Annotated in this window: 23 protein-coding genes; all 23 read right to left on the bottom strand. The window is 39.8% G+C overall.

Going from position 1 to position 24,251, the window contains the following annotated elements; genetic code table 11:
* Positions 1–21 precede the first annotated feature (21 nt).
* The 23 genes from H5117_RS01795 to nusA all read right to left on the bottom strand — a co-directional run bounded on the left by H5117_RS01795 (position 22) and on the right by nusA (position 24,237).
* Positions 22–969: a PDC sensor domain-containing protein gene (locus tag H5117_RS01795; RefSeq protein ID WP_182736023.1), complete on the bottom strand. Its 948-nt coding sequence runs from the start codon at positions 967–969 to the stop codon at positions 22–24.
* 220 nt (positions 970–1,189) lie between these two features.
* Entirely contained in the window at positions 1,190–1,405 is a 216-nt protein-coding gene (locus H5117_RS01790; RefSeq protein WP_182736022.1) for an EF-hand domain-containing protein, read from the bottom strand.
* Between the two features lie 80 nt (positions 1,406–1,485).
* The gene (locus H5117_RS01785) at positions 1,486–1,692 is read right to left on the bottom strand and encodes a hypothetical protein (protein ID WP_024591130.1); all 207 of its coding nucleotides are present in this window, start codon (positions 1,690–1,692) and stop codon (positions 1,486–1,488) included.
* Positions 1,693–1,861: 169 nt separating this feature from the next.
* Positions 1,862–2,074: a calmodulin gene (locus tag H5117_RS01780; RefSeq protein WP_007585535.1), complete on the bottom strand. Its 213-nt coding sequence runs from the start codon at positions 2,072–2,074 to the stop codon at positions 1,862–1,864.
* A gap of 597 nt (positions 2,075–2,671) precedes the next feature.
* A complete protein-coding gene (locus H5117_RS01775) occupies positions 2,672–2,887 on the bottom strand; it encodes a TIGR02450 family Trp-rich protein (protein ID WP_002958506.1) in 216 nt (71 codons plus the stop codon).
* A 70-nt stretch (positions 2,888–2,957) separates the two neighbouring features.
* Complete coding sequence (locus tag H5117_RS01770; RefSeq protein ID WP_024596090.1) at positions 2,958–3,311, bottom strand: cupredoxin domain-containing protein; 354 nt, start codon at positions 3,309–3,311, stop codon at positions 2,958–2,960.
* Positions 3,312–3,331: 20 nt separating this feature from the next.
* The gene (locus H5117_RS01765; protein ID WP_182736021.1) at positions 3,332–5,578 is read right to left on the bottom strand and encodes a heavy metal translocating P-type ATPase; all 2,247 of its coding nucleotides are present in this window, start codon (positions 5,576–5,578) and stop codon (positions 3,332–3,334) included.
* Positions 5,568–6,011 carry a MerR family transcriptional regulator gene (locus tag H5117_RS01760; protein ID WP_182736020.1) on the bottom strand — a complete coding sequence of 148 codons (444 nt, stop codon included), beginning with the start codon at positions 6,009–6,011 and terminating at the stop codon, positions 5,568–5,570. The genes H5117_RS01765 and H5117_RS01760 overlap by 11 nt, the downstream gene beginning before the upstream one ends.
* A gap of 509 nt (positions 6,012–6,520) precedes the next feature.
* Positions 6,521–7,018, bottom strand: coding sequence for a DUF2059 domain-containing protein (locus H5117_RS01755; RefSeq protein ID WP_024595964.1), 498 nt, complete (start codon positions 7,016–7,018; stop codon positions 6,521–6,523).
* Positions 7,019–7,148: 130 nt separating this feature from the next.
* Positions 7,149–7,481: a Na+/H+ antiporter subunit G gene (locus H5117_RS01750; protein WP_002958501.1), complete on the bottom strand. Its 333-nt coding sequence runs from the start codon at positions 7,479–7,481 to the stop codon at positions 7,149–7,151.
* Positions 7,482–7,490: 9 nt separating this feature from the next.
* Positions 7,491–7,760 carry a K+/H+ antiporter subunit F gene (locus H5117_RS01745; protein WP_007378493.1) on the bottom strand — a complete coding sequence of 90 codons (270 nt, stop codon included), beginning with the start codon at positions 7,758–7,760 and terminating at the stop codon, positions 7,491–7,493.
* Positions 7,754–8,290, bottom strand: coding sequence for a Na+/H+ antiporter subunit E (locus H5117_RS01740; RefSeq protein WP_002958499.1), 537 nt, complete (start codon positions 8,288–8,290; stop codon positions 7,754–7,756). The genes H5117_RS01745 and H5117_RS01740 overlap by 7 nt, the downstream gene beginning before the upstream one ends.
* The gene (locus H5117_RS01735; RefSeq protein WP_024595965.1) at positions 8,290–9,807 is read right to left on the bottom strand and encodes a monovalent cation/H+ antiporter subunit D; all 1,518 of its coding nucleotides are present in this window, start codon (positions 9,805–9,807) and stop codon (positions 8,290–8,292) included. The genes H5117_RS01740 and H5117_RS01735 overlap by 1 nt, the downstream gene beginning before the upstream one ends.
* Positions 9,804–10,157, bottom strand: coding sequence for a Na+/H+ antiporter subunit C (locus H5117_RS01730; protein ID WP_010554685.1), 354 nt, complete (start codon positions 10,155–10,157; stop codon positions 9,804–9,806). The genes H5117_RS01735 and H5117_RS01730 overlap by 4 nt, the downstream gene beginning before the upstream one ends.
* Complete coding sequence (locus H5117_RS01725) at positions 10,157–12,949, bottom strand: monovalent cation/H+ antiporter subunit A (protein WP_024603510.1); 2,793 nt, start codon at positions 12,947–12,949, stop codon at positions 10,157–10,159. Before H5117_RS01725 ends, H5117_RS01730 begins: the two co-directional genes overlap by 1 nt.
* A gap of 215 nt (positions 12,950–13,164) precedes the next feature.
* Positions 13,165–14,340, bottom strand: coding sequence for a hypothetical protein (locus H5117_RS01720; RefSeq protein ID WP_182736057.1), 1,176 nt, complete (start codon positions 14,338–14,340; stop codon positions 13,165–13,167).
* A complete protein-coding gene (gene nlpI, locus H5117_RS01715; protein WP_002958493.1) occupies positions 14,327–15,205 on the bottom strand; it encodes a lipoprotein NlpI in 879 nt (292 codons plus the stop codon). Before nlpI ends, H5117_RS01720 begins: the two co-directional genes overlap by 14 nt.
* Before the next feature lie 141 nt (positions 15,206–15,346).
* A complete protein-coding gene (pnp, locus tag H5117_RS01710) occupies positions 15,347–17,473 on the bottom strand; it encodes a polyribonucleotide nucleotidyltransferase (RefSeq protein ID WP_182736019.1) in 2,127 nt (708 codons plus the stop codon).
* A gap of 620 nt (positions 17,474–18,093) precedes the next feature.
* Positions 18,094–18,363: a 30S ribosomal protein S15 gene (gene rpsO, locus H5117_RS01705; RefSeq protein WP_002958490.1), complete on the bottom strand. Its 270-nt coding sequence runs from the start codon at positions 18,361–18,363 to the stop codon at positions 18,094–18,096.
* 153 nt (positions 18,364–18,516) lie between these two features.
* Positions 18,517–19,476, bottom strand: coding sequence for a tRNA pseudouridine(55) synthase TruB (gene truB, locus H5117_RS01700; protein WP_182736018.1), 960 nt, complete (start codon positions 19,474–19,476; stop codon positions 18,517–18,519).
* Positions 19,460–19,942, bottom strand: a complete 483-nt coding sequence (gene rbfA / locus H5117_RS01695) for a 30S ribosome-binding factor RbfA (protein WP_002958487.1) — start codon at positions 19,940–19,942, stop codon at positions 19,460–19,462. Before rbfA ends, truB begins: the two co-directional genes overlap by 17 nt.
* A gap of 109 nt (positions 19,943–20,051) precedes the next feature.
* On the bottom strand, positions 20,052–22,712 hold the full coding sequence (gene infB, locus H5117_RS01690) for a translation initiation factor IF-2 (RefSeq protein ID WP_002958484.1): 2,661 nt from the start codon (positions 22,710–22,712) through the stop codon (positions 20,052–20,054).
* Positions 22,713–22,737: 25 nt separating this feature from the next.
* Complete coding sequence (gene nusA, locus H5117_RS01685; RefSeq protein WP_002958483.1) at positions 22,738–24,237, bottom strand: transcription termination factor NusA; 1,500 nt, start codon at positions 24,235–24,237, stop codon at positions 22,738–22,740.
* Positions 24,238–24,251 lie beyond the last annotated feature (14 nt).

The raw sequence follows: 24,251 nt of genomic DNA, 5'->3' as shown, positions 1-24,251 counted from the left end.
TTATGTAATATAAAAATCCTCCTACTTGGAGGATTTTTGTTTTAAACGAGCGCGCATTAATAGCGTTTCGGCCTTTGCCCCTAAATAAACATAAATAGCCAGTGCAATTAAAAGCCCTACCACTGCCAGCATCATCGCTATGGCAGGCATTAAATATTCCGATTGCCCCAGCGCCGCTTTAAACATAGTTAACAGCGCCTCAATTGATATAGCAATCAACACAGTAGAGATAAACCGTGTAATAGTGCGCCGCGTAGACGAGTGCCTAAAAATATCCTTATGCATAAGGATTTCTTCTTCGAGTATTGTTTTACCTAAATCGAATACTGCTAATGCTAGGGTGATGTAAATAATGATACTAAAGGGTTCAAGTGGGTCTGATGAGGTATCTACATGAGTTAATAGCGCGTATATATCACTAAAAACGATATTTAGTAAAAATAATACTAAGCAAAATAAGCACGCCACAATAATACCGTAACCCGCTTTGAAGTAAGGCGACATATTAGCGCGCGCAGTATCACCCATTACAAACTCAATAAGCTGCGTTAAGCTCACATCAACAACCAAATAATGTTGATTATTAATTGGTTTTTTTAGCTCTTTAATCGCCGATATACATAAATGGTTAGTCGCTATAGAAATATAGGGATCAGTAAAGCACACTTTATCACTTGCTTTAGCGTTCAAAAAATAGGGTCGCTCACTTAAATCTTGTTGATTACCACTTTCACCTAATTTTTTGCTATATGCGCGTTTAAAGCAGACATTATTACCTTGCTGCAAACCTTCTGCATTCAAACAATATTGTAATTCTAAAAATGGGTACTGCTTAATCAGATAGCGGGTATCACGCACTTTAGTTAATCCGTCCTCAATACTCATTAAAATAGATTCAAGTAAACTGTGTATTACATGCTCATATTCGTGGTAGCGCTCAACACTACTGATATAACTCATCCGCGCCATTTTAAATACTCATTAACCTAAGTTATAAATAGAGTTGCAAGTTTAAAACCAACAATAAAATAACTTAATAATCAGTAGCTTGACACTATTCAAACTCAACTTTTGCACTACTTTGGTGACTAAATAGTAATATATTAAATTAAATGCACAAAAAAGCAGCTAAGTATTAATTACTTAGCTGCTTTGTGAGTATGACTGGTAAGGTTCTACATAGAGCTTATTACTGAACCTTCGAAAACTCTTCTTTAGATAACTCGCCATTTCCATCTGTATCTAATTGATCAAAAAGCTGTACTAGTTGCGAGTTTACTTGGGCTTCTGTTTTGCTAATTACGCCGTCGCCATCAGCATCAAAAGAATCAAAATCTACCGCAGCAAACGCCGCTGAAGAAGAAGCTAGGGCTACAAGAGCTAAAGTTTTGTGTAATGTTTTCATAATCGTTTCCTTAGGCTTTGAGCCTGATTAGGGGTAAGAAGTCCTTTTCAAAGATCCTTTAGGAGTAAAGTGTCTATAAATTAATATTCAAAAAAATCATTTTCTGTCGGACCACCGCTACTTTGAACATTCAGCTCGTCAAATTGCTCTATCACTTGCGCCGATTCTTCAGAGCGACTAATTGAAGCGTTGTCGTCTGCGTCGAGTGTTTCAAAGTCTGTGTTTGCAAATACTACTGACGAAGAAACAATAGCCATAAGTACAAATGTTGATTGTAGCTTTTTCATAATTTAATCCTTCAAAAGTATGCGGTGTCCTAAATAAATTTGCTCTATAGTGCTCTCTAGTCACTTCCTGGTTATTCTTTTTAGTAGGCTCCCTTGCCTACTTAGGTTGTCTTTGGCAACTCAGAATTAAGATAACATTACAGAGCATTAACTGCTTAAGGCTTTAATTTTAGGCCTTAGAAAACTCATCTTCAGATAGCTCACCATCTTGGTTAGTATCGAGTTCTTCAAATTTGCTTAAAAGCTCAGCATCTACTGAAGCTTCGGCTTGGCTGATTGCGCCATTACCATCTACGTCTAGCGTATCAAAATCTGTTGCTGCAAAAGCCGCTGATGAAGAAGCTAGCGCCATTAGTACTAATGTTGATTGAAATGTTTTCATAATAGTATTCCTTCATTGGGTTGTTGCGATTAAGGCCTTTGGCTTTCATCACGTTTTGCTTAATACACTCTAGGTATTACAACTTCGGTGCCACTTTTTATTTATTGTTTAAAAACAATGATTTAAATGATATAAAACGAGAAAAGCTTAATTTGGGGAGGTGTTATTGTTGCTATTTAGCAACAGCCATTTAACTAAAAAAAATAAACATATAAAAATCAATTGGTTAAATTTAATTAAAAAGACACACTTTGGCTAAAAAGCCAATAAGGGGGCGTTTAGGTTAGCCTTCAAAATAAACTGAATATGAACATGGAAATTACATAGGATTTATTTGCGGCTATTAAATAATTAATATATTTTTAATCAGTAAGTTATATTGTTTTTGAAATTTATTATAAAAATTTTGAAAGGATATTTTGAAATTAATTGTTTTGTTGCCAAATGGCGAATTTATCTAGGAAGGTTTCAATGCTAAAGCTAAGTTGTAGCATTCAACTCATAATTTAATGCGCTGTAAAATGTAGGTTTGCTTAAATTAAGCAAACCTACATCGTGTGCCAGCTATTGGAGTGAGGTAAATTATATAGATTTAAACTACTTCCACCCTTGCAGCCACTTTTGGTTATCCTTTAAATCTCGCCAACTAATTGGATATTGATTTTTTGACATAACAGCCTCAGTAATACATTCAATTACATTGCCGTCTTCATCAAATTCCACCTCAACAATAATGAAGTGTTTTTCTTTATTTATAGCAGGTGTTGCGGTCCATTTACTATTCAATAATTTTTTAGGGTTTAGTTTATTCATTTAATGTAACCACTCCTACTCATAGCTTATATAAGGCAACTATACGACCCCAACACCTACTTAGTTCAGACTACTCTGCAACTAGCTTGCCTTTGTACATTTGCATTTGGCAATGAAAGTCATACTCACCGGCTTCAAGCGCAGGTAGTTTAACCGTATTGCCATCACCCATTGCCAGCGTTTTACTTATATCAAGCTGTGGAAATACCACTGTTTCGGCGCACGGCGCGCTGTCTTTTCTATCAAAGGTAAGTACAACCTCTTTGTTGGCTGCCACTTTAATGTGTCTTGGCTTATAAACACCGTTATCAACGACTATCGTTACTTTGTTGTCATCACTTTGTGTTTGCTCTGGTTTGTATAGCCAAAACCAATAAATAATTGCAGCTATTAACAGTGCACCACCTATATTAATCATCAACATAATGTACTCCTTAGCTTAAATTACGATTTATTTGGTTTGAAAAAACGTAAGCGATTAGCGTTACTTACCACTGTAAGCGATGAAAGTGCCATAGCTGCACCTGCAACAACAGGGTTAAGTAGTATTCCAAAAAATGGATACAACACGCCGGCTGCAATCGGAATACCCGCCACGTTATAAATAAAGGCACCAAATAGGTTTTGTTTAATATTTGAAATAGTTGCATTACTCACTGCAATTGCATCAGCAAGGCCATGTAACGAACCACGCATTAAGGTAATGTCTGCACTTTCTATTGCAACATCGGTACCTGTACCAATTGCAAATCCTACGTCAGCTTGTGCAAGTGCGGGAGCATCGTTAATACCATCACCTGTCATACCCACTATTTCACCATTTGCTTGGCGCTTTGTTACTTCGTTTACTTTATCATCGGGCATTACTTCTGCAATAAAGTCATCAATACCAACTTGTTTAGCAACGGCTTGTGCAGTGGCTTTGTTGTCACCTGTTAGCATAACTAGGTGGATACCTTTATCTTGCAGGCGTTTAATAGCTTCAACTGAATCCTCTTTAATTGGATCTGCTACTGCAATAATAGCGTGGAGCTTATTATTACTTGCAAAATACATGGGCGTTTTAGCATCACTGGCAAGTGTTTGAGCTTGCTCGGTTGCATCATCAACGGCCACGTTGTATCTATCCATTAGCGCTTTATTGCCAAACAACAATGTTTGCCCGTCAACACTGCCAGTGACACCTTTACCTGTAATTGCATCAAAGTCGGCTACTTTACTTAAAGCTAAGCCCTGCTTTTTAGCGTGTGCCGTAATTGCTTGGGCTAGAGGATGCTCTGAGCTACTTTCAAGGCTTGCAACAAGTTGCATTACTGTATTTTCATTACTGTTATTAAAGGTAACTACATCGGTAACTTGCGGTGTGCCTTGAGTAATAGTGCCTGTTTTATCTAAAATCATGGTGGTGATTTTAGATGTTGTTTGCAGCGACTCACCATTTCGAATTAATATTCCTGACTCTGCAGCTTTACCAATACCCACCATAACCGACATAGGGGTTGCGAGTCCTAGCGCACAAGGACAAGCAATAATAAGTACAGTGGTAACCGCAACAACGGCATAAGCAATTGATGGCTCAGGTCCGAAGTTTAACCATGCAAGGCCTGCAAGCACCGCAATAATCATGACTGTTGGTACAAATATTCCTGATATAACATCAGCTAAGCGCCCTATTGATGGCTTTGAGTTTTGTGCACGCTTTACCATATTGATAATATTGGCAAGTGTGGTTTCGCTACCAATGTGCGTGGCTTTAAATAATAAAGTGCCACTTTTATTAATACTTCCGGCAACGACTTTATCGCCCGTTTTTTTGCGGACGGCCATTGGCTCACCAGTAAGCATTGACTCATCAACCGTACTGCTGCCTTCAATAACATCGCCATCCACAGGGATTTTTTCACCCGGGCGTACGCGTACTTCATCATTTTTTACAACATCACTAATGTCGATGTCTTGCTCTTGACCATCACGAATTACGCGTGCAGTTTTTGGTTGCAGGCCAATTAAGCGTTTAATTGCTTGTGAGGTGCGCCCACGTGCTTTTACTTCAAAAGCGAGCCCTAAACTAATTAAACCGATGATCATCGATGATGCTTCAAAATATACGTGTCTTGCGACTTGTGGTAATAAGTTTGGTGCTATTACCACAAACATTGAATACAACCACGCAGTACCTGTACCAAGCGCTATTAATGTATCCATATTGGCAGCATGGTTTTTGAATGCCTGCCATGCACCGTTGTAAAATTGTTTACCTGATATAGCCATAACCACAAGCGTGACTATACCCACTAAAAACCAGGCTATTCGTTGTGTGTCGGTGGTCACACTCATATCAAAAATAAGCCCGTATATCATTAACGGTGCACCGACCCCTAACGCTAATATCATATTACGCATTAGCTTTTTGTAATGTGCCTCATCCGATTTTGCTTTTTCATCAAGTGCATCTTGATCAGACTCGTTACTCATTGGCTTAGCTGAATAACCAATGTTTTCGACTGCTTTAATAAGCGTGCTTTCGCGGGCTTTACCTTCTACACGTACTGTACGCTGTGCAAAGTTCATTTCTACATTTTGCGCACCTTGCACGCTATTAAGGGCTTTTTCAATTTTAGCCACACAACTGCCGCAATTAGCGCCTTCAATAATAAAGTTTTGCGCGGTGTCTTTTGTATTAGTCGTCATTACGCTGCTCCTTATTTGCAGAATCGTTTATTGGATCAACAAAAGATTCTATTAAACTACATACGTCACTGGCATTTGCACCATCGGCTGATGTATCCCATTGCTCAAGGGCTGCATGCATTCTGTTTCGTAGCTTTAATGTTTCTTGAAATAGTGCTTCGGTTTCTTCTAGGCGTTTAGTAATGAGTTTACGCGTTAACGGACAAGGACAATTCCCCTGCTCTGACTCGCCTATAATGTGTTGAATATCTTTGAGAGAAAAACCAAGTTGACGAGAGCTAATAATAAACTTTAAACGCTGTTGGTCTTGCTTTGTATATTCTTGATAGCCATTTCCTTCACTGCGTATTGGATGAAGTAACCCAATTCGTGTGTAATGACGAACAGTATCGGCAGTCACGCCCATTAACTTGGCAAGTTGTTTAACATACATAATTTAGCTCCGTCGTGTTGCACCTAGCTTTATAATAAACCTAGGTGCAACACATAGGTCAATGGCTATTTTAAAAGTAACAAAATAATACTAATTGGCTTAATTAAGTGCTCTATTTAAGACAATAAATCGAGTGGATAACAGAGCAAAGGTTTCGTTATTTAGTTGTTATTATTAATTGCCCCTGCATCCATGCAGTCGTATCTCAAAAATGTTTAACGCAGTTAGCGCCGTACTTAATCCCTCAAATTGATTATGTATTGTTGCTCATTGGTATAGTGACACAAACATAATTAACTTAAGCTGATATTGGCCGTGTATTATCTGAAGGGGATGTAATTTAGCAGAGAAGCGCCTAAGTAAGGCGCGTATTAATCTAAGAGCGTGTTGATCATTGGTGATTTAATTTATGCAGACTGTTTGGTCTTTAGGCAAGGCAGAGCCTATGTTGTGTGGTTATCCCCCATAAACAGGCGATAACGCAGCATAAATACCAAACATGCGCTGCCCTAGTTTGATTCGCTACGGCTTTGCTCTAATTCGTCGCTTAGTTGCTGCGCCAAAGTTTGTATTTTAGGCATAGCATCTTTCATTAAGCTTTGTGACATTTGCATAGACTCTTGCATTACAACAGGCATTTTTTCGAGTATTTTTTGCCCTGTATCTGTTTTATAAAATGCTAACATATCGGCAATTTCTTGCTCACTAAAATGCTTGTCGTATACATTGACCATCATTGGCTGCATTTTAGCCCAACTCATCTCAGTTTTTAATACCGTCGTCATGTCGCCGTAGTACTTATCAAAAATTGCTTGCTCAGAAGGCTTAACACCCATTTGGTCTGACATGCCTTTCATCATACCTTCAACCTGGCCGTACATAGAATCAACCATTGAATCTAAATTCATTACACTAATGAGTTCATCTATTTTTTGCTGCTTAGTATTTTGTTCAGCATATAAACTACTAGAAAAAATCAGTAATGATAAAAGTAGTACTTTACCCATAATAATATCCTTTCATATAAATAATGGATTTATAGTCACATGAATAGTTTGTATTGTAAAGGGTACAAGCAATCATTAAAAAGGCCGAATAAAATGAATTTATTCGGCCTTTTATAAATTACTTTTTGCGTTAGTCGTCTTCTACATTATCTAGGCCTTTAGTGCCTTCTTTGGCTTTTAGCTTATGATGAATAGCTGACTTTATTAGCATGTAACCACTAATCGGTGCTGTAATTAGTAAAAATATAGTAATGAGTATTTCTTTAACACTTAGGCCATGCTCTGAACTTGCAAAATAAACCATAGCCGCAATTAACATACTCGCCATGCCTAACGTGGTTGCTTTAGTTGGTCCATGCAAACGCATAAAAAAGTCAGGTAGTTTAATTAAACCTATTGAGCCAATTAAAATAAACGTACCACCAAATAACAATAATATTGATACAACCCATTCGCTGATCATGTTTTCACCTTATTCAATTATATCGCCACGTAGTAAATACTTACACACTGCAACCGTACTTATAAAGCCGAGCATGGCAATGAGCAGTGCAGCTTCAAAATAAAGCCCTGTATCCATACTAATGCTGTATAAAATAATCAGTGCGATGACGTTAATGTACATAGTATCGAGCGCTAAAACACGGTCAGGCACTGACGGACCGATGATCAATCGCCATAAATTAAGCAATAATGATAAGCCAATCATCGAAAAAACAATGAGTAATACAGTATCTAACATTGAAATATCTCCTTTAGTGGAGCTTCGTAGCGTTGTTTTATTTGTTTGATAAGTGCTTCTTCATCTTTAAGATCAAGCACATGTATCAGTAAGTAGCGTTGCGTTGGCTCTTCACCTTCAGGTAACGACTCAGCAATTGGATAAACCTCTGCACTCACAGTACCAGGTGTAAGCGATACACAACTAGCCAATATAGTAATTGGCATGTCGTGTGTTAAATCTATAGGAACTTTTATAAAGGCCGGACGCAATTTTTTTGATGGTCCAAGTATAAGTAAAGCCACTTGTAAATTTGCAACAACAATATCGTATAGCACTATAAGTAACTGCTTAAGCGCCAAGCCTGGCTTTAAAATCAGTGGCTGAGGGTCTCGAAACGAAAAACTCAATATAGGGATAAGTATCGCAAAAATAGTCGCTAATACTAAGTGCCCTACCGATACGCTATTGTTTAACAATAACCAAACCATAAACAAAAATAAGCTACGAAATGGCGTTGGTAACCAACGAAAACGGGCTTGTAATCTCATCACATGCCTCCTTTAAGTACAGCATTAATACCGCCGCTTAGATCATGTAACTGAGTAGCAGCATTTAGCATATATTCACTTATTGGTCCGCCCAAAATAACGAGCAATGGCGAACATGCAAGTAAAGCTATAATTACAGTTACCTGCAACGGGTGTGCACTTGCACAATCGGCATTTTCGCTACTTTTGCTTCTATGCTCCCAGAACAAAGTTGTGCCAGCGCGCGAAAGCGCAACTAACAACGCAAAACTTGTTACTAAATATACTGGCCAAAATAGTAAAGCTTGCTCACTGTTTAATGTCGCTTTAAGTATCCAAATTTTACCTACAAAGCCTGACAGTGGTGGCATACCAACTACCGTTAAAGACGCAATAATAAAGCACACACCTAATAAAAATGGCTGTTTTACAGAGCGACCTGCTACTAGTCTATCGCCAACTTTACCGCGCTGGATTGAAACTAAGTCTGCTAGTAAAAATAGTGCGGCACTAACAAGTGTTGAATGCACTAAATAATATAAAAGTGCAGCAGTGGCATTTACATTTTGCAATGCTATTAGCGCAACCAGCGTACCTACCGATACTAATACTAAGTTAGAGGTGAGTTTACGTAAGTCTTGTGCTGCCATCACACCAATTGCACCTACTATAATGGTCGCAATTGCTAAGCCCCAAAGCCAAGGCTGCGCCATGTGTTCAAGCGCTCCGGCTTGTTCACCAAATATCACCGTATAAACACGAAGCATAGCGTAAACGCCTACTTTAGTCATAATCGCAAACAATGCAGCAACCACAGGTTTAGCACTTGCGTAAGTATTTGGAAGCCATAAATGCAGAGGTAATAGTGCGCCTTTTAAAGCAAATACTATTAATAGCAGTAAGCCGCCTGCTTTTGCTAGATATACATCATCACCTGTAAGTAGTGATACCTTTTGCGTCATGTCTGCAATATTAAGCGTACCAAGCACACCGTACAAAATACCCAAACCAATTAAAAATACGCTTGAGCCAACTAAATTCAATATTACATATTGCAATGCCGCGCGAGTATTTTGTTTATCACCTGCGTGCATTAACAATGCATAAGATGCAATCAGTAGCACTTCAAAAAATACAAATAGGTTAAATAAATCGCCAGTTAAAAACGCGCCATTTACACCTAATATCAAAAAGTGAACAAGTGGGTGATAAAAGCTGCCTTTTTCATCATCGCCAGCACTACCATATAAAATAGCGCCCAAACCTAAAAATGAAGTTAACGTAACCAATAAGGTAGACAACATATCGGCTACTAAGACTATTCCAAATGGTGCAGACCAATTACCAATAGCGTAAACGTTAATACCTGTATTATTAACATGTACAAGTAAAAGCACACTAATGGCAAAAGTAGCTATTGCCATTACAATTGAAACTAAGCGGCGAATTTTAACGCTTTTACCACATGGTGGCAGCAATAAAATAACAGCCGTCAGCATAGGTAATAAAATAGGGAGCGAAGCTAAATGTTGGATCATTTTTGCTCCTTATTATCTGCAGAGGTGTTGGGCACATAACCATCAACATGGTCGCTACCTAAATCGGCGCGTCCACGTATTGCCAAAATAACCACGAATGCGGTCATCGCAAAACCAATAACAATAGCTGTAAGCACTAAAGCTTGAGGTAGAGGATCGGCGTATTCTGTACCAGTACCAAGCACTACCGCTTTATTAATAGTAAGACGACCTGCTGAAAACAAAAATAAGTTAACAGCATATGAAATCATAGTAAGCCCAAGTACTACAGGGAACGTACGAGCTCTTAGCAGTAAAAACACACCGCAACTGACCAATACTCCAACGCAAGATGCGTACAATAATTCCATTAAATATTTACCTCTTTTTTCTGGGTATCTGCCGTCATATTACCTAAGCTTGCCAAAATCATTAGCGTAGCGCCTACAACCGTTAAGTAAACACCTAGGTCAAATGCAATCGCGCTGGCAAGCTCTGTTTTACCGACAAACGGAATATCAAAGTAGTCAAACCAAGTTGTTAAAAATGGCTTATCAAAGAACCAGCTACCCACACCAGTGAACAGTGAAATACCAATGCCTGAAGCTATGATTTTACGATAATTAACATCAAAACGTCCGTTTATCCATGCTGTACCATGCGCCATGTATTGCAAAATAAACGCGATTGACGTTACCAGTCCAGCAATAAAGCCACCGCCAGGTAAGTTATGTCCGCGTAAGAAAATATATGCAGAAACCAATAACGCAAGCGGTAATAAACTTTGTGAAATACTCGCCAGTAAGATTGGATGGCGCTCTCGTGCCCATGGGCGCCCTTCGCTGTCACTTGCTGGCATAAATAATGGGATTCGAGAAAGTACTTTAAATATACCTAACGCGGCAATGCCTAATACGGTAATTTCACCAAGCGTATCAAAGCCCCTAAAGTCGACTAAAATAACGTTAACTACATTAGTACCACCGCCACCAATTTTAGCGTTAGCAATAAAGAAGTCTGAGATTGAATCTAATGGACGTGTAAGTAACGCATAACAGATACTCGCTATAACTACACCTAAAGTAGAGGCAATTCCTAAATCTCGAAGTACACGTAATGAACTTGATTCTTTTGGCGTATGCTGGGGCAAGAAAAACAATGCCAGCATAAGTAAAATAATAGTAACAACCTCAACAGTTAACTGTGTAAGCGCTAAATCTGGAGCAGAAAAACGTGTGAACACAACCGATACCATTAACCCTACGATTGAGAGCATTAACAACGATACCATTCGAGAGCGATGCCAAATAACGGTAGCAAGAGCACCAATAATCAATAAGCCCGCACCAATTGCATTGTGCACATCAACAGGGGTAAGTGGCATGCTGCCAGCAAGTTGTTGCATTTCAAATAATGGCCAACCGGCACACAGTAAGACTACCGCTAACATAATTACTAGGTAGCGCTGCAGCGATCCATTTTCGATACTGCTTACCTTTGACTGACACCAGGCAACAACACTTAAAATTACACGTTCAAACGTTTTTTTAGCATTTAAAGGTGGTAATGATGCTTGAAACTGAAATAGATATTTACGATTAATATAAATAAATAAACCGCCAGCAATCGCCATTGCACTCATTAGTAGAGGCAAGTTAAACCCGTGCCAAATAGCCAATTCGTAAACTGGCATTTCTTTTCCAAGTACAGCTAAAGAGGCCGCAGACAAAATGCCATCAATTGTAAAGTGTGGGAACATACCCACTAGCAAACAAATCACAACTAATATTTCTATTGGTACACGCATATAACGTGGCGGTTCGTGCGGCGTGCGAGGTAAATCAATTGGTTCACCATTAAAGAACACGTCATGAATAAAGCGAGCGGAGTACGCAACAGCTAATGCACCTGCAACCGTTGCCAGTACTGGGATTAACCACGACATAGAACCAAGCACTTGCTGATGCAGCGTTTCTGCAAAAAACATCTCTTTAGACAAGAAACCATTAAGCAATGGAACCCCTGCCATTGCAGCCGCCGCGACCATTGCAAGCGTTGCAGTGTATGGTAAGTATCGCCACATACCATTTAATTTACGCATATCGCGCGTGCCTGTTTCATGATCGATAATACCAACGGCCATAAATAACGACGCTTTAAACGTTGCATGGTTAATTATATGAAATATAGCAGCAACAGTCGCAAGCTCAGTATCAAGCCCGAGTAATAGCGTTATTAAACCCAAATGGCTTATTGTTGAGTAGGCTAACAATCCTTTTAAATCGTGTTTGAATAATGCTATATAAGCACCAAACAACAGCGTAGCTAAACCTGTTAACCCAACAAGCAGGAACCACGTATCGGTGCCAGCTAAAGCCGGATGAAAACGTGCTAATAAAAATATACCGGCTTTTACCATGGTTGCAGAATGTAAATACGCGCTCACTGGCGTAGGCGCTGCCATTGCATGAGGAAGCCAAAAATGAAATGGAAATTGTGCCGATTTTGTAAACGCACCCAATAGCACCAATACTAATGCTACTTCGTATAAATCGTGAGATTGAATTATCGCTTTACTCGCTAGGATAACATCTAGGTCATAACTACCAACAATATCACCTAATAGCATTAAGCCTGCAAGTAACGCTAAGCCGCCCGCGCCTGTTACAGCAAGAGCCATACGAGCACCCTTTCGCGCTTCAGACTTATGCCACCAAAAACTAATTAATAAAAATGAGCTGATGCTCGTTAATTCCCAAAACAACCACAGCTGAATAACATTGTTAGACATAACAATGCCAAGCATTGCGGTCATAAACAGCATTAAATAACTATATAACTTAGCCATTGAGTCGTTGGCACTGAGGTAGTAACGCGTGTAGAGGATAACGAGCAAGCCTATGCCTAAAATCATAAACATAAACAATAAACTGAGGCCGTCTAACCGCAGAGATAGGTCGAGCCCTATTGACGGGATCCAAGCGAAAGAGTAACGAATGGTTTCGCCCGCTAAAACTGCAGGTGCATGGTATAAAGTTATTCCCAAAGCCGTTAAAGGCGCAAGAGCCGTTAAACTAGTGCTTAAATTGCGGGATAACTTACCTGTGCATGCAGAAATAACACTGCCAATTAAGGATAACAAGGGTATCCAGAGCAAAGTCATAATGTAGGGCCTTTTATAATCATAAGTTTATCAGGGCATCTCTTTTTAATACTAAGGGATGCTTTTACTGCCTGTTTTTAAACGACATTAATGACTATAGTTATACTGAAAAACACTGATTTTGTCTATAAAAAGCGGTTCTGTATGGGTGTTTTTTAAACATGTACTAACAATTTATTAAGCCTACAAAAACAATTAATTAATACTGATAATTGTTAATTTAATATGGCCTTATTTGCAAATGTAAGCGCGCTGGAGTGGCGATAAGAATTACCATTGGTCATATCTAAATGCTTCAACCAAATCCCCCTATACTGCGCCGAGAGCCCTAACTGCTGATATTGCATAATAGACCAATTTTCACTAGGTTTATATGCAACACCACCTATCTGGCAACCCTTTGCTTTATGCCAGCCTATTGGGGGCGACTCATCATGAGAGATAAATAAATTAGGTGCCACAAAACCCGTTTTTGCACACAACCATGCTTGTTTAGCTTTAGGTAGCGCATATTCATCTTCAAAACCGTTAAAATGCATCAACTCATGCAAAAACACACTGTATTTTGCTTTTGAGTTTATTAGCATTGTTCCTTTAGTAACATTAGCCGTTCCATCTTTTGGCATCATTACTATAAAATTAAAATTGTTAGGAAGCTGGTTATTGAGTTTAGCTGATTGCCAGTCACACTTTGCTATTTGATTAGTGCTACTTTTACACTCAAGCATACCTGCAACGTAAACTGGTTTTGAAAAGCAAAAAATATTTTCACGGGGCTCTGGCTGTTTATTATAAGCATTAATAAACTCGGTAAGTTTATATAAGCCACTACGATGATCGCTCATAGTCAGCACGTTAAACATACATTGATTATTAGGTTTACTTATATTTATTAAAGATGAAAAACCGAGAGCGTGGATAAACTCACTAGATACTTTACTCTGTGGTGTTTTTAACTGAAGCTTTAGATGATTTAGCACATCCCCTGCTGGTAATTTGTTTTTACTAGCGAGTAACTTTAAATCGCTCCAACGTGAGTGCTCAAGTAACTTTGTTGCTAATATTTTACGCTCTGGGATTGTTAAGTCATTTATAGCGGAGAGCCAAAATTGTTTTGCAGTATCGCTCTGACTGTTTTTAATAAGCTTAAGAGAATACATATATTGGGCTGAAGAAATTTTACTGCGGGCGAGTATAGCTAAAGAAGTATTTGGTAACTGCTCTAAGTGATCAGAAAAATAACCAGGTGATTTCCAATAACTTTGTAGCACATTAGCTTTTGCGTTTAAAACATGCCAAAAGCCAATAGCGCCTAGGTGATTACTCGAGCCTGTAATTAACAAACAACATAGTAATACACCTATTAATTTAAAACGCTTAACTTGCGTCAACACCTTGCATCAACTCAAGCTCTAAACGCGCATATTTGTACTCAATAAACTCGTGTACATTAGTTGCTAGCGCAAGCCTAAAGTAGTCTGATGCTAAATACAGTTCACCTGCTGCTTGATGCATTTTAGCTAAATAAAAATAAGCTTCGCATAAACGCTGCGCATATTCTTGCTCAGTTCTAACACCATCACTAATGCCAGATAAAAATGCATGTTCACTCATATCCCCCGTATAAAGAGAAATTAACTGGTACGCCCATTGTGATTCATCAAGCGCAGTGGCATTTTGTTTAAGTGCATCAAGCGCAACGGCTTTATCCTCTTGTGCTTGTGCTAAATAAACCCATAAAACTCGGTACGGATCTTTTGGAGAGCGAGCTAAAAATTCATTAAAATCATTTTTAGCAAGGCCTGCTCTGTCGCCGTAATACAGTGCGATACCACGATTTAAATAGGCGTATTCATGCTCTTCATCAAGTTCTAGGGCAGAATCGAAAAACTCATAGGCTTTTTCATACTGCTGCATAAGCGTATGTTGAATACCTAAAAAATTATACACTTCAGCTAAATCAGGCTTAAGCTTTACTGCGCGATTAAAATCAATACGCGAAAGAGTTGTCATACCTAGACTATCAAAAAGTACACCACGGTCGTAATAAAGCTTAGCTTGTTGTTCTTCGCTTAAGTCGGCTCTATTTAATAGCTCTGAGTAGCGTGCAATAGCAATTTCACTTCTAAAGTCAGAAGCTAAAGGTGCAGTAAATGGCACATTAACAATCGGGGTTGGTTCTGATTCTGTTGTAGTTTGGCAAGCGCTTAAAGACAAAATAGCAAAAGATGCCAAAGCTAAATGTTTGAGTATCATTAAAATCCTTAATACCAAGATATATCGCGATTAATATAAGACAGACCTTGTCCAATAAGGTTTCATTAAAGCATAAAAAAAGGGGCTAAACAGCCCCTTTTTTACTATCTAGCTAATATAACTAGATTAATAAGTTAGCAATTACGCGTCAGTTGGCGCGTCAGCTGCAGGTGCTGCTGATTCCATTGCTTCTTTAATACTTAGACGTACACGGCCTTGGCGATCTACTTCTAGTACTTTAACTTTAACTTCTTGACCTTCAGAAAGGTGATCAGCCACGTTATTAACGCGCTCAGTACTAATTTGAGAAATATGTACTAGACCATCTTTGCCAGGAAGAATGTTTACAAACGCACCGAAGTCTACGATACGTACAACTTTACCTTCGTAGATAGTACCTACTTCAAGTTCAGCTGTTAATTGCTCAATACGGCTAATTGCATTAGCTGCACTTTCGCCATCTGTAGCGGCAATTTTAATTGTACCGTCGTCACCGATTTCAATCGTGGTACCAGTTTCTTCAGTAAGCTGACGAATAGTTGCGCCACCTTTACCAATAACTTCAGCGATTTTCTTCTGTGGGATTTTCATTGTGTATATGCGAGGAGCAAACATTGATAGCTCTTCAGAAGGAGCAGAAATCGCTTCATCCATCACTTCTAAGATATGTAAACGTGCAGCTTTTGCTTGTTTAAGCGCAATTTGCATGATTTCTTGAGTGATACCTTCGATTTTGATATCCATTTGAAGTGCAGTAATACCTGCAGCAGTACCGGCAACTTTAAAGTCCATGTCACCTAAGTGATCTTCATCACCTAAAATGTCAGAAAGAACAACGAATTTATCGTCTTCTTTAACTAGACCCATCGCAATACCGGCAACAGATGCTTTAATTGGTACACCCGCGTTCATAAGTGCTAGAGAAGTACCACAAACAGACGCCATTGAAGAAGAACCGTTTGATTCAGTAATTTCAGATACTACACGGATTGAGTAAGGGAACTCAGTAAGTGTAGGCATTACAGCTGAAATACCACGCTTAGCAAGGTTACCATGGCCGATTTCACGACGCTTAGGAGAACCAACAAAACCAGTTTCACCTACACAGAATGGAGGGAAGTTGTAGTTAAGCATAAAGTGGTTTTTATGAGTACCAGTTAAATCGTCGATTAACTGTGAATCACGTTCTGTACCAAGTGTCGCTGTTACTAACGCTTGAGTTTCACCACGTGTAAAGATAGCAGAACCGTGAGTACGCGGTAATACGCCAGTCATTACATCTAGTGCACGAATCATATCTGGTTCACGACCATCGATACGTTTTTCGCCAGCAGCGATACGGCCACGAACGATTTTCTTCTCAAGTGAACCGAAGATTTTACCAACTTCTTGCTTGTCTAAAGACTCGCCTTCAGCAAGTTCAGCTGTTAATACTGCAACAACTTCGTCCTTCGCTTCGCCAAGTGCTTCTTTACGCGCTACTTTATCAGTGATTAAGTAAGCTGCGCCTACTTTATCAGCAGCAATTGCTGCTACTTTATCTTCTAGTGCAACGTTTTTAGCTGGTGCAGTCCAATCCCAAGTAGGCTTGCCTGCTTCTGCTTTAAATTCTTCGATTGCAGTGATGATCGCTTGAGATTGCTCATGACCATATACAACAGCGCCAAGCATTACGTCTTCTGCAAGTACGTTAGCTTCTGATTCAACCATAAGTACCGCTTTATCAGTACCGGCTACTACTAAATCAAGTTGGCTTTCTTCAAGCTCTTTCAATGTAGGGTTAAGTACGTATTCGCCGTTGATGTAACCAACGCGAGATGCACCAATTGGACCACTGAACGGGATACCTGAGATAGCAAGTGCTGCTGAAGTACCAATCATTGCAACCATATCAGGTTGGATTTCAGGGTTAACAGAAACAACAGTCGCAATAACTTGTACTTCGTTTACAAAACCGCTTGGGAAAAGTGGACGAATTGGACGGTCAATAAGACGTGCAATAAGAGTTTCGCCATCGTTAGGACGACCTTCACGCTTTAAGAAACCACCTGGGATACGACCAGCAGCGTACATACGCTCTTGGTAGTTAACTGTTAGTGGGAAAAAGTCTTGACCAGGTTGTGCTTCACGCTTACCAACAACAGTTACTAAAACTGAAGTGTCGCCAATGCTTGCAAGTACAGCGCCGTCTGCTTGACGAGCGATTGCACCAGTTTCTAGAGTCACTGTATGTTGACCTAGTTTGAATTCTTTAATAATTGCTTGCACTTAAAATATTCCTTAAATGTATTCTAATAAGTTGTCATCAAAGTACCAATTACAGTACATAATTGTATTCAGTTGGAAATCAATTAAGTACTACAATTGGCAATGATGTGAATAAGCGTAGATAAACCTTTTTATCTACGCGCATAGTATATACCAAAGCTACTTCAAAATGCGAGTCTAGGGTGTGTTGATCTTTGCGGATTGAAATTTGTTCATCCTAGGGGCGATTTAATCACGGCGCGAGATTTGTAACCTAGTGGGCTAAGTAAAAATCGAGCAACAAAGAGTTAATCGCCCCTAGGATGAACCCGCAGGGCAGCGCATGTTTGGCATTTATGCTGCGTTATCGCCTATTTATGGAGAATAACCACACTACATAGGCGCTGCCTTGCCTAAAGACCAAACATACAGCTGCAAAATTAATCACGAAAGGTCAACACACACTAGCTACTAGATTTAAGCTGGGCTAATGAGTGGGTAAATACAATGATGCTTGATAAGCTATGAAATAGGAGTTTTACAATATAATTCAATAAGTTTATAAATTTGTTTTATTTTCAAACACAAATTTTAGGCACAAAAAAAGGAGCTAAAAAGCTCCCATTTCTATAATCTAGTTCTTAACGACGTAGGCCAAGTTCTTTGATTAGTGCAGTATAACTAGTGATATCTTTACCTTTAAGGTAATCAAGTAGTTTACGGCGAGTGCTTACTTTACGAAGCAGACCACGGCGTGAGTGGAAGTCATGCTTGTGATCAGCAAAGTGACCTTGAAGCTTGTTGATATCATAAGTAAGTAATGCTACTTGTACTTCTGATGAACCTGTATCGCCTTCTGCACGTGCAAATTTAGCAATGATATCGATTTTTTCTTGATTGCTTAGTGACATAGTAACTCCAAAAATTAAATTTAAAAGGTGTCTTAGCCGATCACTAATTCAGCCAAAACGATTAAGCCGGCGTATTCTACCAACTGTGGGAATAACTACAAGTTAATTATTCCCATCTACAACTAATAAGCCACTGCTGGGCACACTAATTGCTTATTCAGGCTTTACGTAATCATCTTGCTGGCTAGCAAGACCACGTTTAACCTTTAAATGGCCACTTGAGTTGCACTCGCCAGTACCAATAAACACACCATCCGCAACAACTTTAATTGCCCCCTCAGGTAAAGCTTCAGGTAACTCGACTGCTTGCCCATGACTAAATACTTTGCCCTGCTCTTTCGAAATTTCAATAACAGGTAAATCAGTTAAAGCAGTGTCTATAGGTAATAACAACGCGTCTAAATAAGTAGAAGGCGCAAGCTCTTCTGCTTTCGCTTTAGCAAGCAACGCTTCAATTTCATCAAGCGAAACCATTTTATCTGCCGGATACTGACCAACAGCAGTTCTGTGAAGCATTATAACGTGTGCGCCACACCCTAGGTTTTCGCCCAAATCATCAACGATTGTACGAATATACGTCCCTTTTGATACATGAGCCGTCATTTGTAATACGTTGTTTTGTTCATCAAATTCGTCAAACGATAAGCTAAACACATTTATTTTTCTGCATTTACGAGGGACTTCAATACCCTCTCGTGCGTACTTATATAATGGTCTACCTTGATACTTAAGTGCTGAGTACATTGATGGATATTGATCTGACTCTCCAACAAAAGCTGCAATTTCTTTTGTTAACTGCTCACGCGTCACATTCACATCTTTCGTGCTTACGATTTCACCGTCTGAATCTGATGTTGTTGTACGCTCACCCAGTTGTGCACGCACAACATACGTTTTATCAGTATCTAATAAAAACTGCGTAAACTTAGTCGCCTCACCAAAACAAATTGGTAGCATACCTGTAGCAAGCGGGTCTAAAGCACCAGTGTGGCCAGCTTTTTGTGCAAAATAAACACCTTTTGCTTGCTGCAGTGCTTTATTTGATGAAATGCCTTGCGGTTTGTTTAACAACAAAATACCGTCAACTGCACGGCCTTTACTGCGCTTTGCCATCTGTATCAGTGCCTTCTTCGCTATCTGTATCTTCTACGTGCTTAGTACTTTGTTCACTATCTGAAATATCAGCATCAACACTTTCTACATCTTCATCGACATGCTTTGCGTTATCTTCGCGGATAATAGAATCCACTAAATTAGAAATACGCATACCTTCCATCAGTGAATTATCAACTACAAACTTTAACTCAGGCATTATACGAGCACGAATACGCTTACCAAGTAACGAGCGAATATAACCCGTTGCTTCATTAAGTACTTTAGCGCTTTGCTTAGCTGCATCTTCATCTTGTGTGTTAAACACAGTGATGAAAATTTTGGCATAAGATAAATCACGCGATACTTCTACCGCTGACACTGTCACCATACCTAAGCGTGGATCTTTAATTTCGCGTTGTAAAATTACAGCAATTTCTTTTTGGATTTGCTGTGCAACACGATCAGTGCGAGAAAATTCTCTCATTGCATTTGTCCTAAAATCATAACTTATTGAAATTTAATAATAAGCTAATTAAATAATGGATACACAAATGGGGGCTAAGCCCCCATTTATTAGTTTAGCGAGCTAACAATTAAAGAGTACGTTGTACTTCAACTGTTTCAAATACTTCGATTTGGTCACCAACACGTACGTCATTGTAGTTCTTAACGCCGATACCACATTCCATGCCGTTACGAACATCAGCAACATCGTCTTTAAAGCGACGAAGTGACTCAAGTTCACCTTCATAGATAACCACGTTTTCACGTAGTACACGGATTGGAGCGCTACGTTTAATAACACCTTCAGTAACCATACAACCAGCAATTGCGCCAATTTTTGGAGACTTGAATACGTCACGAACTTGCGCAAGACCAATGATTTCTTGTTTAAACTCAGGTGCAAGCATGCCTGACATTGCTTGCTTAACTTCTTCGATTAAGGCATAAATTACGCTGTAATAACGAAGGTCTAAGTTTTCAGTATCAATCACTTTACGAGCAGAAGCATCAGCACGAACGTTAAAGCCAACTACAATTGCGTTAGACGCTGCAGCTAGTGTCGCATCAGTCTCAGTAATACCACCAACACCAGAACCTACAATCTTCACTTTTACTTCATCAGTAGAAAGTTTAGTTAGTGAATCAGAGATTGCTTCGATAGAACCTTGAACGTCTGCTTTAAGTACCACGTTAACTTCAGAAACATCACCTTCAGTCATGTTAGTAAACATGTTTTCAAGCTTAGCTTTTTGTTGACGTGCTAGTTTAACATCGCGGAACTTACCTTGACGGTATAAAGCAACTTCACGCGCTTTACGCTCATCTTTAACTACAGTTGCTTCGTCGCCCGCAGCTGGAATACCAGAAAGACCTAAAATTTCCACTGGAATCGATGGACCTGCCGACTTGATGTCTTTACCGTTTTCATCGCGCATTGCACGAACACGGCCATACTCAAGACCACATAATACAATGTCACCTTGGTTTAGCGTACCAGATTGAACAAGTACTGATGCAACTGGACCACGGCCTTTATCAAGACGAGATTCAATAACAACACCTGCAGCCATACCTTCGGTAGGGGCAGAAAGCTCTAAAAGCTCAGATTGCATAAGTACGGCTTCAAGAAGGTCATCAATACCTAGACCAGTTTTAGCTGAGATATGAACGTACTGCGTATCGCCGCCCCATTCTTCAGGGATAACGTCTAGCTGAGCTAGTTCGTTTTTAACGCGATCTGGATCTGCGCCTTCTTTATCCATTTTGTTTACAGCAATGATTAAAGGAACGCCAGCTGCACGTGCGTGCTGTACCGCTTCTTTAGTTTGTGGCATAACACCATCATCTGCTGCAACCACTAAGATTACGATATCTGTCGCTTTAGCACCACGAGCACGCATTGATGTAAATGCAGCATGTCCTGGAGTATCTAAGAAGGTAATCATATTGCCATTTACATCAACATGGTATGCACCAATATGCTGTGTAATACCACCGGCTTCGCCAGAAGCAACCTTCGCAGAACGAATGTAATCTAGAGTCGATGTTTTACCATGGTCAACGTGACCCATTACAGTTACTACTGGAGCACGAGGCTCTGACTTACCATCTTCATGGCGGTCGTTAAGTACTGTTTGCTCTAATTCGTTTTCTTTAACAATGATAACCTTGTGACCCATTTCTTCTGCAACTAGTTGTGCAGCTTCTTGGTCGATCACTTGGTTAATAGTAACCATGTCACCCATTTTCATCATTGTTTTAACAACTTCAGCGCCTTTAACAGCCATGCGTGATGCAAGCTCAGCTACTGTAATTGTTTCGCTAATACGCACTTCATTTTTAACATCAACAGTTGGTTTTTGGAAACCATGCTGCAGCGATGCTGGTGCTTTTAATTTAGACTTGTTACGGCCTCTTGACGCTGCAAATTTATCTTTTGCTGGCGCTTTTTTCTTTTTCTTAGCACGGCGAGTGCCTTGCTCATCACGAGCATCGGCAACATCTTCTGCTTCACGTGCATAAGTTGAAGTCGTAAGATGGTGATCCGCTGTTTCTTCGCGTTTCTTACGTTCTTCCTCTTCTTTCTTCCAGCGTGCTGAATTCTCTTCAGCTAGCTTTCTTGCCTCTTCTGCTTGACGTTTCGCTTCTTCTTCAGCTTTCTTCAATGCGGCCTCTTCTGCTTCTTTTTGCAGACGCTCAGCTTCTATGCGATCTTTCTCAGACTTAGCACTTTGCTCTGGGGTCATCTGCTTTTGTTTCGCTTTACGCTCTGCATCAGCTTTGCGTTTAGCTTCTTCTTTAGCTTTACGGTCAGCTTCTTCTTTCGCTTTACGTTCTGCCTCTTGTTTCGCTTTTAATTCTGCGGCTTCTTGTTCAGCTTTTTGTTGCTGTTCAAGACGGGCTTTTTCTTCAGCGGCTAAGCGTGCTTGCTCTTGTTCTTGCTCCATTGCGCTTTTCTTCACGTAGGTACGTGTTTTACGAACTTCAACTTGAACATCTTTAGCTTTACCCGTAGAACCAGTCACACTTAATGTGCTTTTGCTCTTACGTTGTAAAGTCATACGCGCTGGGCCATCTGAACCTGTACCACCATGATGCTTGCTTAAATGATCAAGTAACGTTGCTTTTTCAGCTTCTGTTACGTTATCAGTTGCTTGCTTAGTGATACCTGCTTGTGAAAACTGCTGTAGCAATTTATCAACAGTTGTACCTATATCGCCGGCTAGTTTTTCAACATTTACTTCTGCCATAGTGTGTAATACCTCCGTTAATAAATTACTCGTCTGCAAACCAACAAATGTTTCGTGCAGCCATAATCAGTTCACCCGCTTTTTCAGATGAAAGTTCTGTGATATCAACTAATTCGTCAATACCTTGCTCTGCCAAGTCTTCAAGTGTAACAACACCTTTGCTTGCCATAACAAATGCTAAGTGACGCTCTAAGCCTTCAAGCGCAAGTAAGTCTTCAGCTGGCTCTGCGCCATCTAAGCTTTCTTCCGTTTTAAGTGCTTTAGTTGTCAATGCATCTTTTGCGCGTGAACGCAATAAATCTACAGTCTCTTCATCAAGACCATCAATTTCTAAAAATTCAGACGCAGGTACATACGCCACTTCTTCAAGTGTCGAGAAACCTTCGTTAATAAGTAATGATGCAAACTCATCATCTATATCTAAATTTTCAGTGAATAAGTTAAGTAACTTATCAGATTCAGCTTCATTTTTGGTACGCATGTCTTCAACAGTCATTACGTTTAGTTCCCAGCCAGTTAATTGGCTTGCTAAACGAACATTCTGACCATTACGACCAATTGCTTGTGCTAGGTTATCGGCTTCTACAGCGATATCCATTGAGTGAGTGTCTTCATCCATTACGATTGAAGCAACTTCTGCTGGCGCCATTGCATTGATAACAAATTGTGCTGGGTTGTCATCGTAAAGTACGATATCAACACGTTCACCACCAAGCTCAGACGATACAGCTTGAACTCGTGCGCCACGCATACCAACACATGCACCAATTGGATCAATGCGTTTGTCGTTAGATTTAACAGCAATTTTAGCGCGTGAACCCGGATCACGTGCAGCTGCACGTAACTCAATCATCTCTTCGCCAATTTCTGGCACCTCAATGCGGAATAATTCCATTAGCATTTCAGGTTTAGAGCGCGTTACAAATAATTGTGCACCGCGTGCTTCAGGTTTAACTTCATATAAAAGACCACGGATTCGATCACCCGGGCGGAAGTTTTCACGTGGCAACATGTCATCACGGTAAATTACCGCTTCTGCGTTGTTACCTAAATCAAGTACGATTGCATCGCGAGTTGCTTTTTTAACAACACCCGTTACCAGCTCGCCTTCTTGATCTTTATATGCTTCAACAACTAAAGCGCGCTCAGCTTCACGTACTTTTTGTACGATAACTTGCTTAGCCATTTGTGTTGTAATACGGTCAAATTTGATTGAGTCGATTTGCTCTTCAACATAATCACCCATTTGCAAATCAGGTTCTTCAACCTGTGCTGCTTCTAGAGTGATTTCGCTGTATGGGTTCTCTAAAGAACCATCTTCTAATACAGCGGCAATTTGCCAGCGACGGAACGTATCGTAATCACCGGTTTTACGGTCAATTGCTACACGTACTTCAATTTCGCCATCGTGTTTTTTCTTTGTCGCTGTCGCTAGAGCGAACTCTAGAGCTTCAAAAATCTTTTCTTTTGGAACCGCTTTCTCATTGGAAACGGCTTCAGCAACCAATAATATCTCTTTTGCCATGGGTAATGCCTCGC

This window comes from Pseudoalteromonas sp. SG45-1 (assembly GCF_014164135.1).
In the GTDB taxonomy this organism is placed as follows: Bacteria; Pseudomonadota; Gammaproteobacteria; order Enterobacterales; family Alteromonadaceae; genus Pseudoalteromonas; species Pseudoalteromonas distincta.
The sequence above is the reverse complement of the archived record's forward strand: the minus strand, read 5'-3'. Positions and strand labels throughout refer to the sequence as shown.

Bases quoted from the DNA above. Each gene is read 5' to 3' on its own strand.
- H5117_RS01795 (WP_182736023.1), bottom strand. From the start codon at position 969: ATGGCGCGGATGAGTTATATCAGTAGTGTTGAGCGCTACCACGAATAT.
- H5117_RS01790 (WP_182736022.1), bottom strand. From the start codon at position 1,405: ATGAAAACATTACACAAAACTTTAGCTCTTGTAGCCCTAGCTTCTTCT.
- H5117_RS01785 (WP_024591130.1), bottom strand. From the start codon at position 1,692: ATGAAAAAGCTACAATCAACATTTGTACTTATGGCTATTGTTTCTTCG.
- H5117_RS01780 (WP_007585535.1), bottom strand. From the start codon at position 2,074: ATGAAAACATTTCAATCAACATTAGTACTAATGGCGCTAGCTTCTTCA.
- H5117_RS01775 (WP_002958506.1), bottom strand. From the start codon at position 2,887: ATGAATAAACTAAACCCTAAAAAATTATTGAATAGTAAATGGACCGCA.
- H5117_RS01770 (WP_024596090.1), bottom strand. From the start codon at position 3,311: ATGTTGATGATTAATATAGGTGGTGCACTGTTAATAGCTGCAATTATT.
- H5117_RS01765 (WP_182736021.1), bottom strand. From the start codon at position 5,578: ATGACGACTAATACAAAAGACACCGCGCAAAACTTTATTATTGAAGGC.
- H5117_RS01760 (WP_182736020.1), bottom strand. From the start codon at position 6,011: ATGTATGTTAAACAACTTGCCAAGTTAATGGGCGTGACTGCCGATACT.
- H5117_RS01755 (WP_024595964.1), bottom strand. From the start codon at position 7,018: ATGGGTAAAGTACTACTTTTATCATTACTGATTTTTTCTAGTAGTTTA.
- H5117_RS01750 (WP_002958501.1), bottom strand. From the start codon at position 7,481: ATGATCAGCGAATGGGTTGTATCAATATTATTGTTATTTGGTGGTACG.
- H5117_RS01745 (WP_007378493.1), bottom strand. From the start codon at position 7,760: ATGTTAGATACTGTATTACTCATTGTTTTTTCGATGATTGGCTTATCA.
- H5117_RS01740 (WP_002958499.1), bottom strand. From the start codon at position 8,290: ATGAGATTACAAGCCCGTTTTCGTTGGTTACCAACGCCATTTCGTAGC.
- H5117_RS01735 (WP_024595965.1), bottom strand. From the start codon at position 9,807: ATGATCCAACATTTAGCTTCGCTCCCTATTTTATTACCTATGCTGACG.
- H5117_RS01730 (WP_010554685.1), bottom strand. From the start codon at position 10,157: ATGGAATTATTGTACGCATCTTGCGTTGGAGTATTGGTCAGTTGCGGT.
- H5117_RS01725 (WP_024603510.1), bottom strand. From the start codon at position 12,949: ATGACTTTGCTCTGGATACCCTTGTTATCCTTAATTGGCAGTGTTATT.
- nlpI (WP_002958493.1), bottom strand. From the start codon at position 15,205: ATGATACTCAAACATTTAGCTTTGGCATCTTTTGCTATTTTGTCTTTA.
- rpsO (WP_002958490.1), bottom strand. From the start codon at position 18,363: ATGTCACTAAGCAATCAAGAAAAAATCGATATCATTGCTAAATTTGCA.
- truB (WP_182736018.1), bottom strand. From the start codon at position 19,476: ATGGCAAAGCGCAGTAAAGGCCGTGCAGTTGACGGTATTTTGTTGTTA.
- rbfA (WP_002958487.1), bottom strand. From the start codon at position 19,942: ATGAGAGAATTTTCTCGCACTGATCGTGTTGCACAGCAAATCCAAAAA.
- infB (WP_002958484.1), bottom strand. From the start codon at position 22,712: ATGGCAGAAGTAAATGTTGAAAAACTAGCCGGCGATATAGGTACAACT.
- nusA (WP_002958483.1), bottom strand. From the start codon at position 24,237: ATGGCAAAAGAGATATTATTGGTTGCTGAAGCCGTTTCCAATGAGAAA.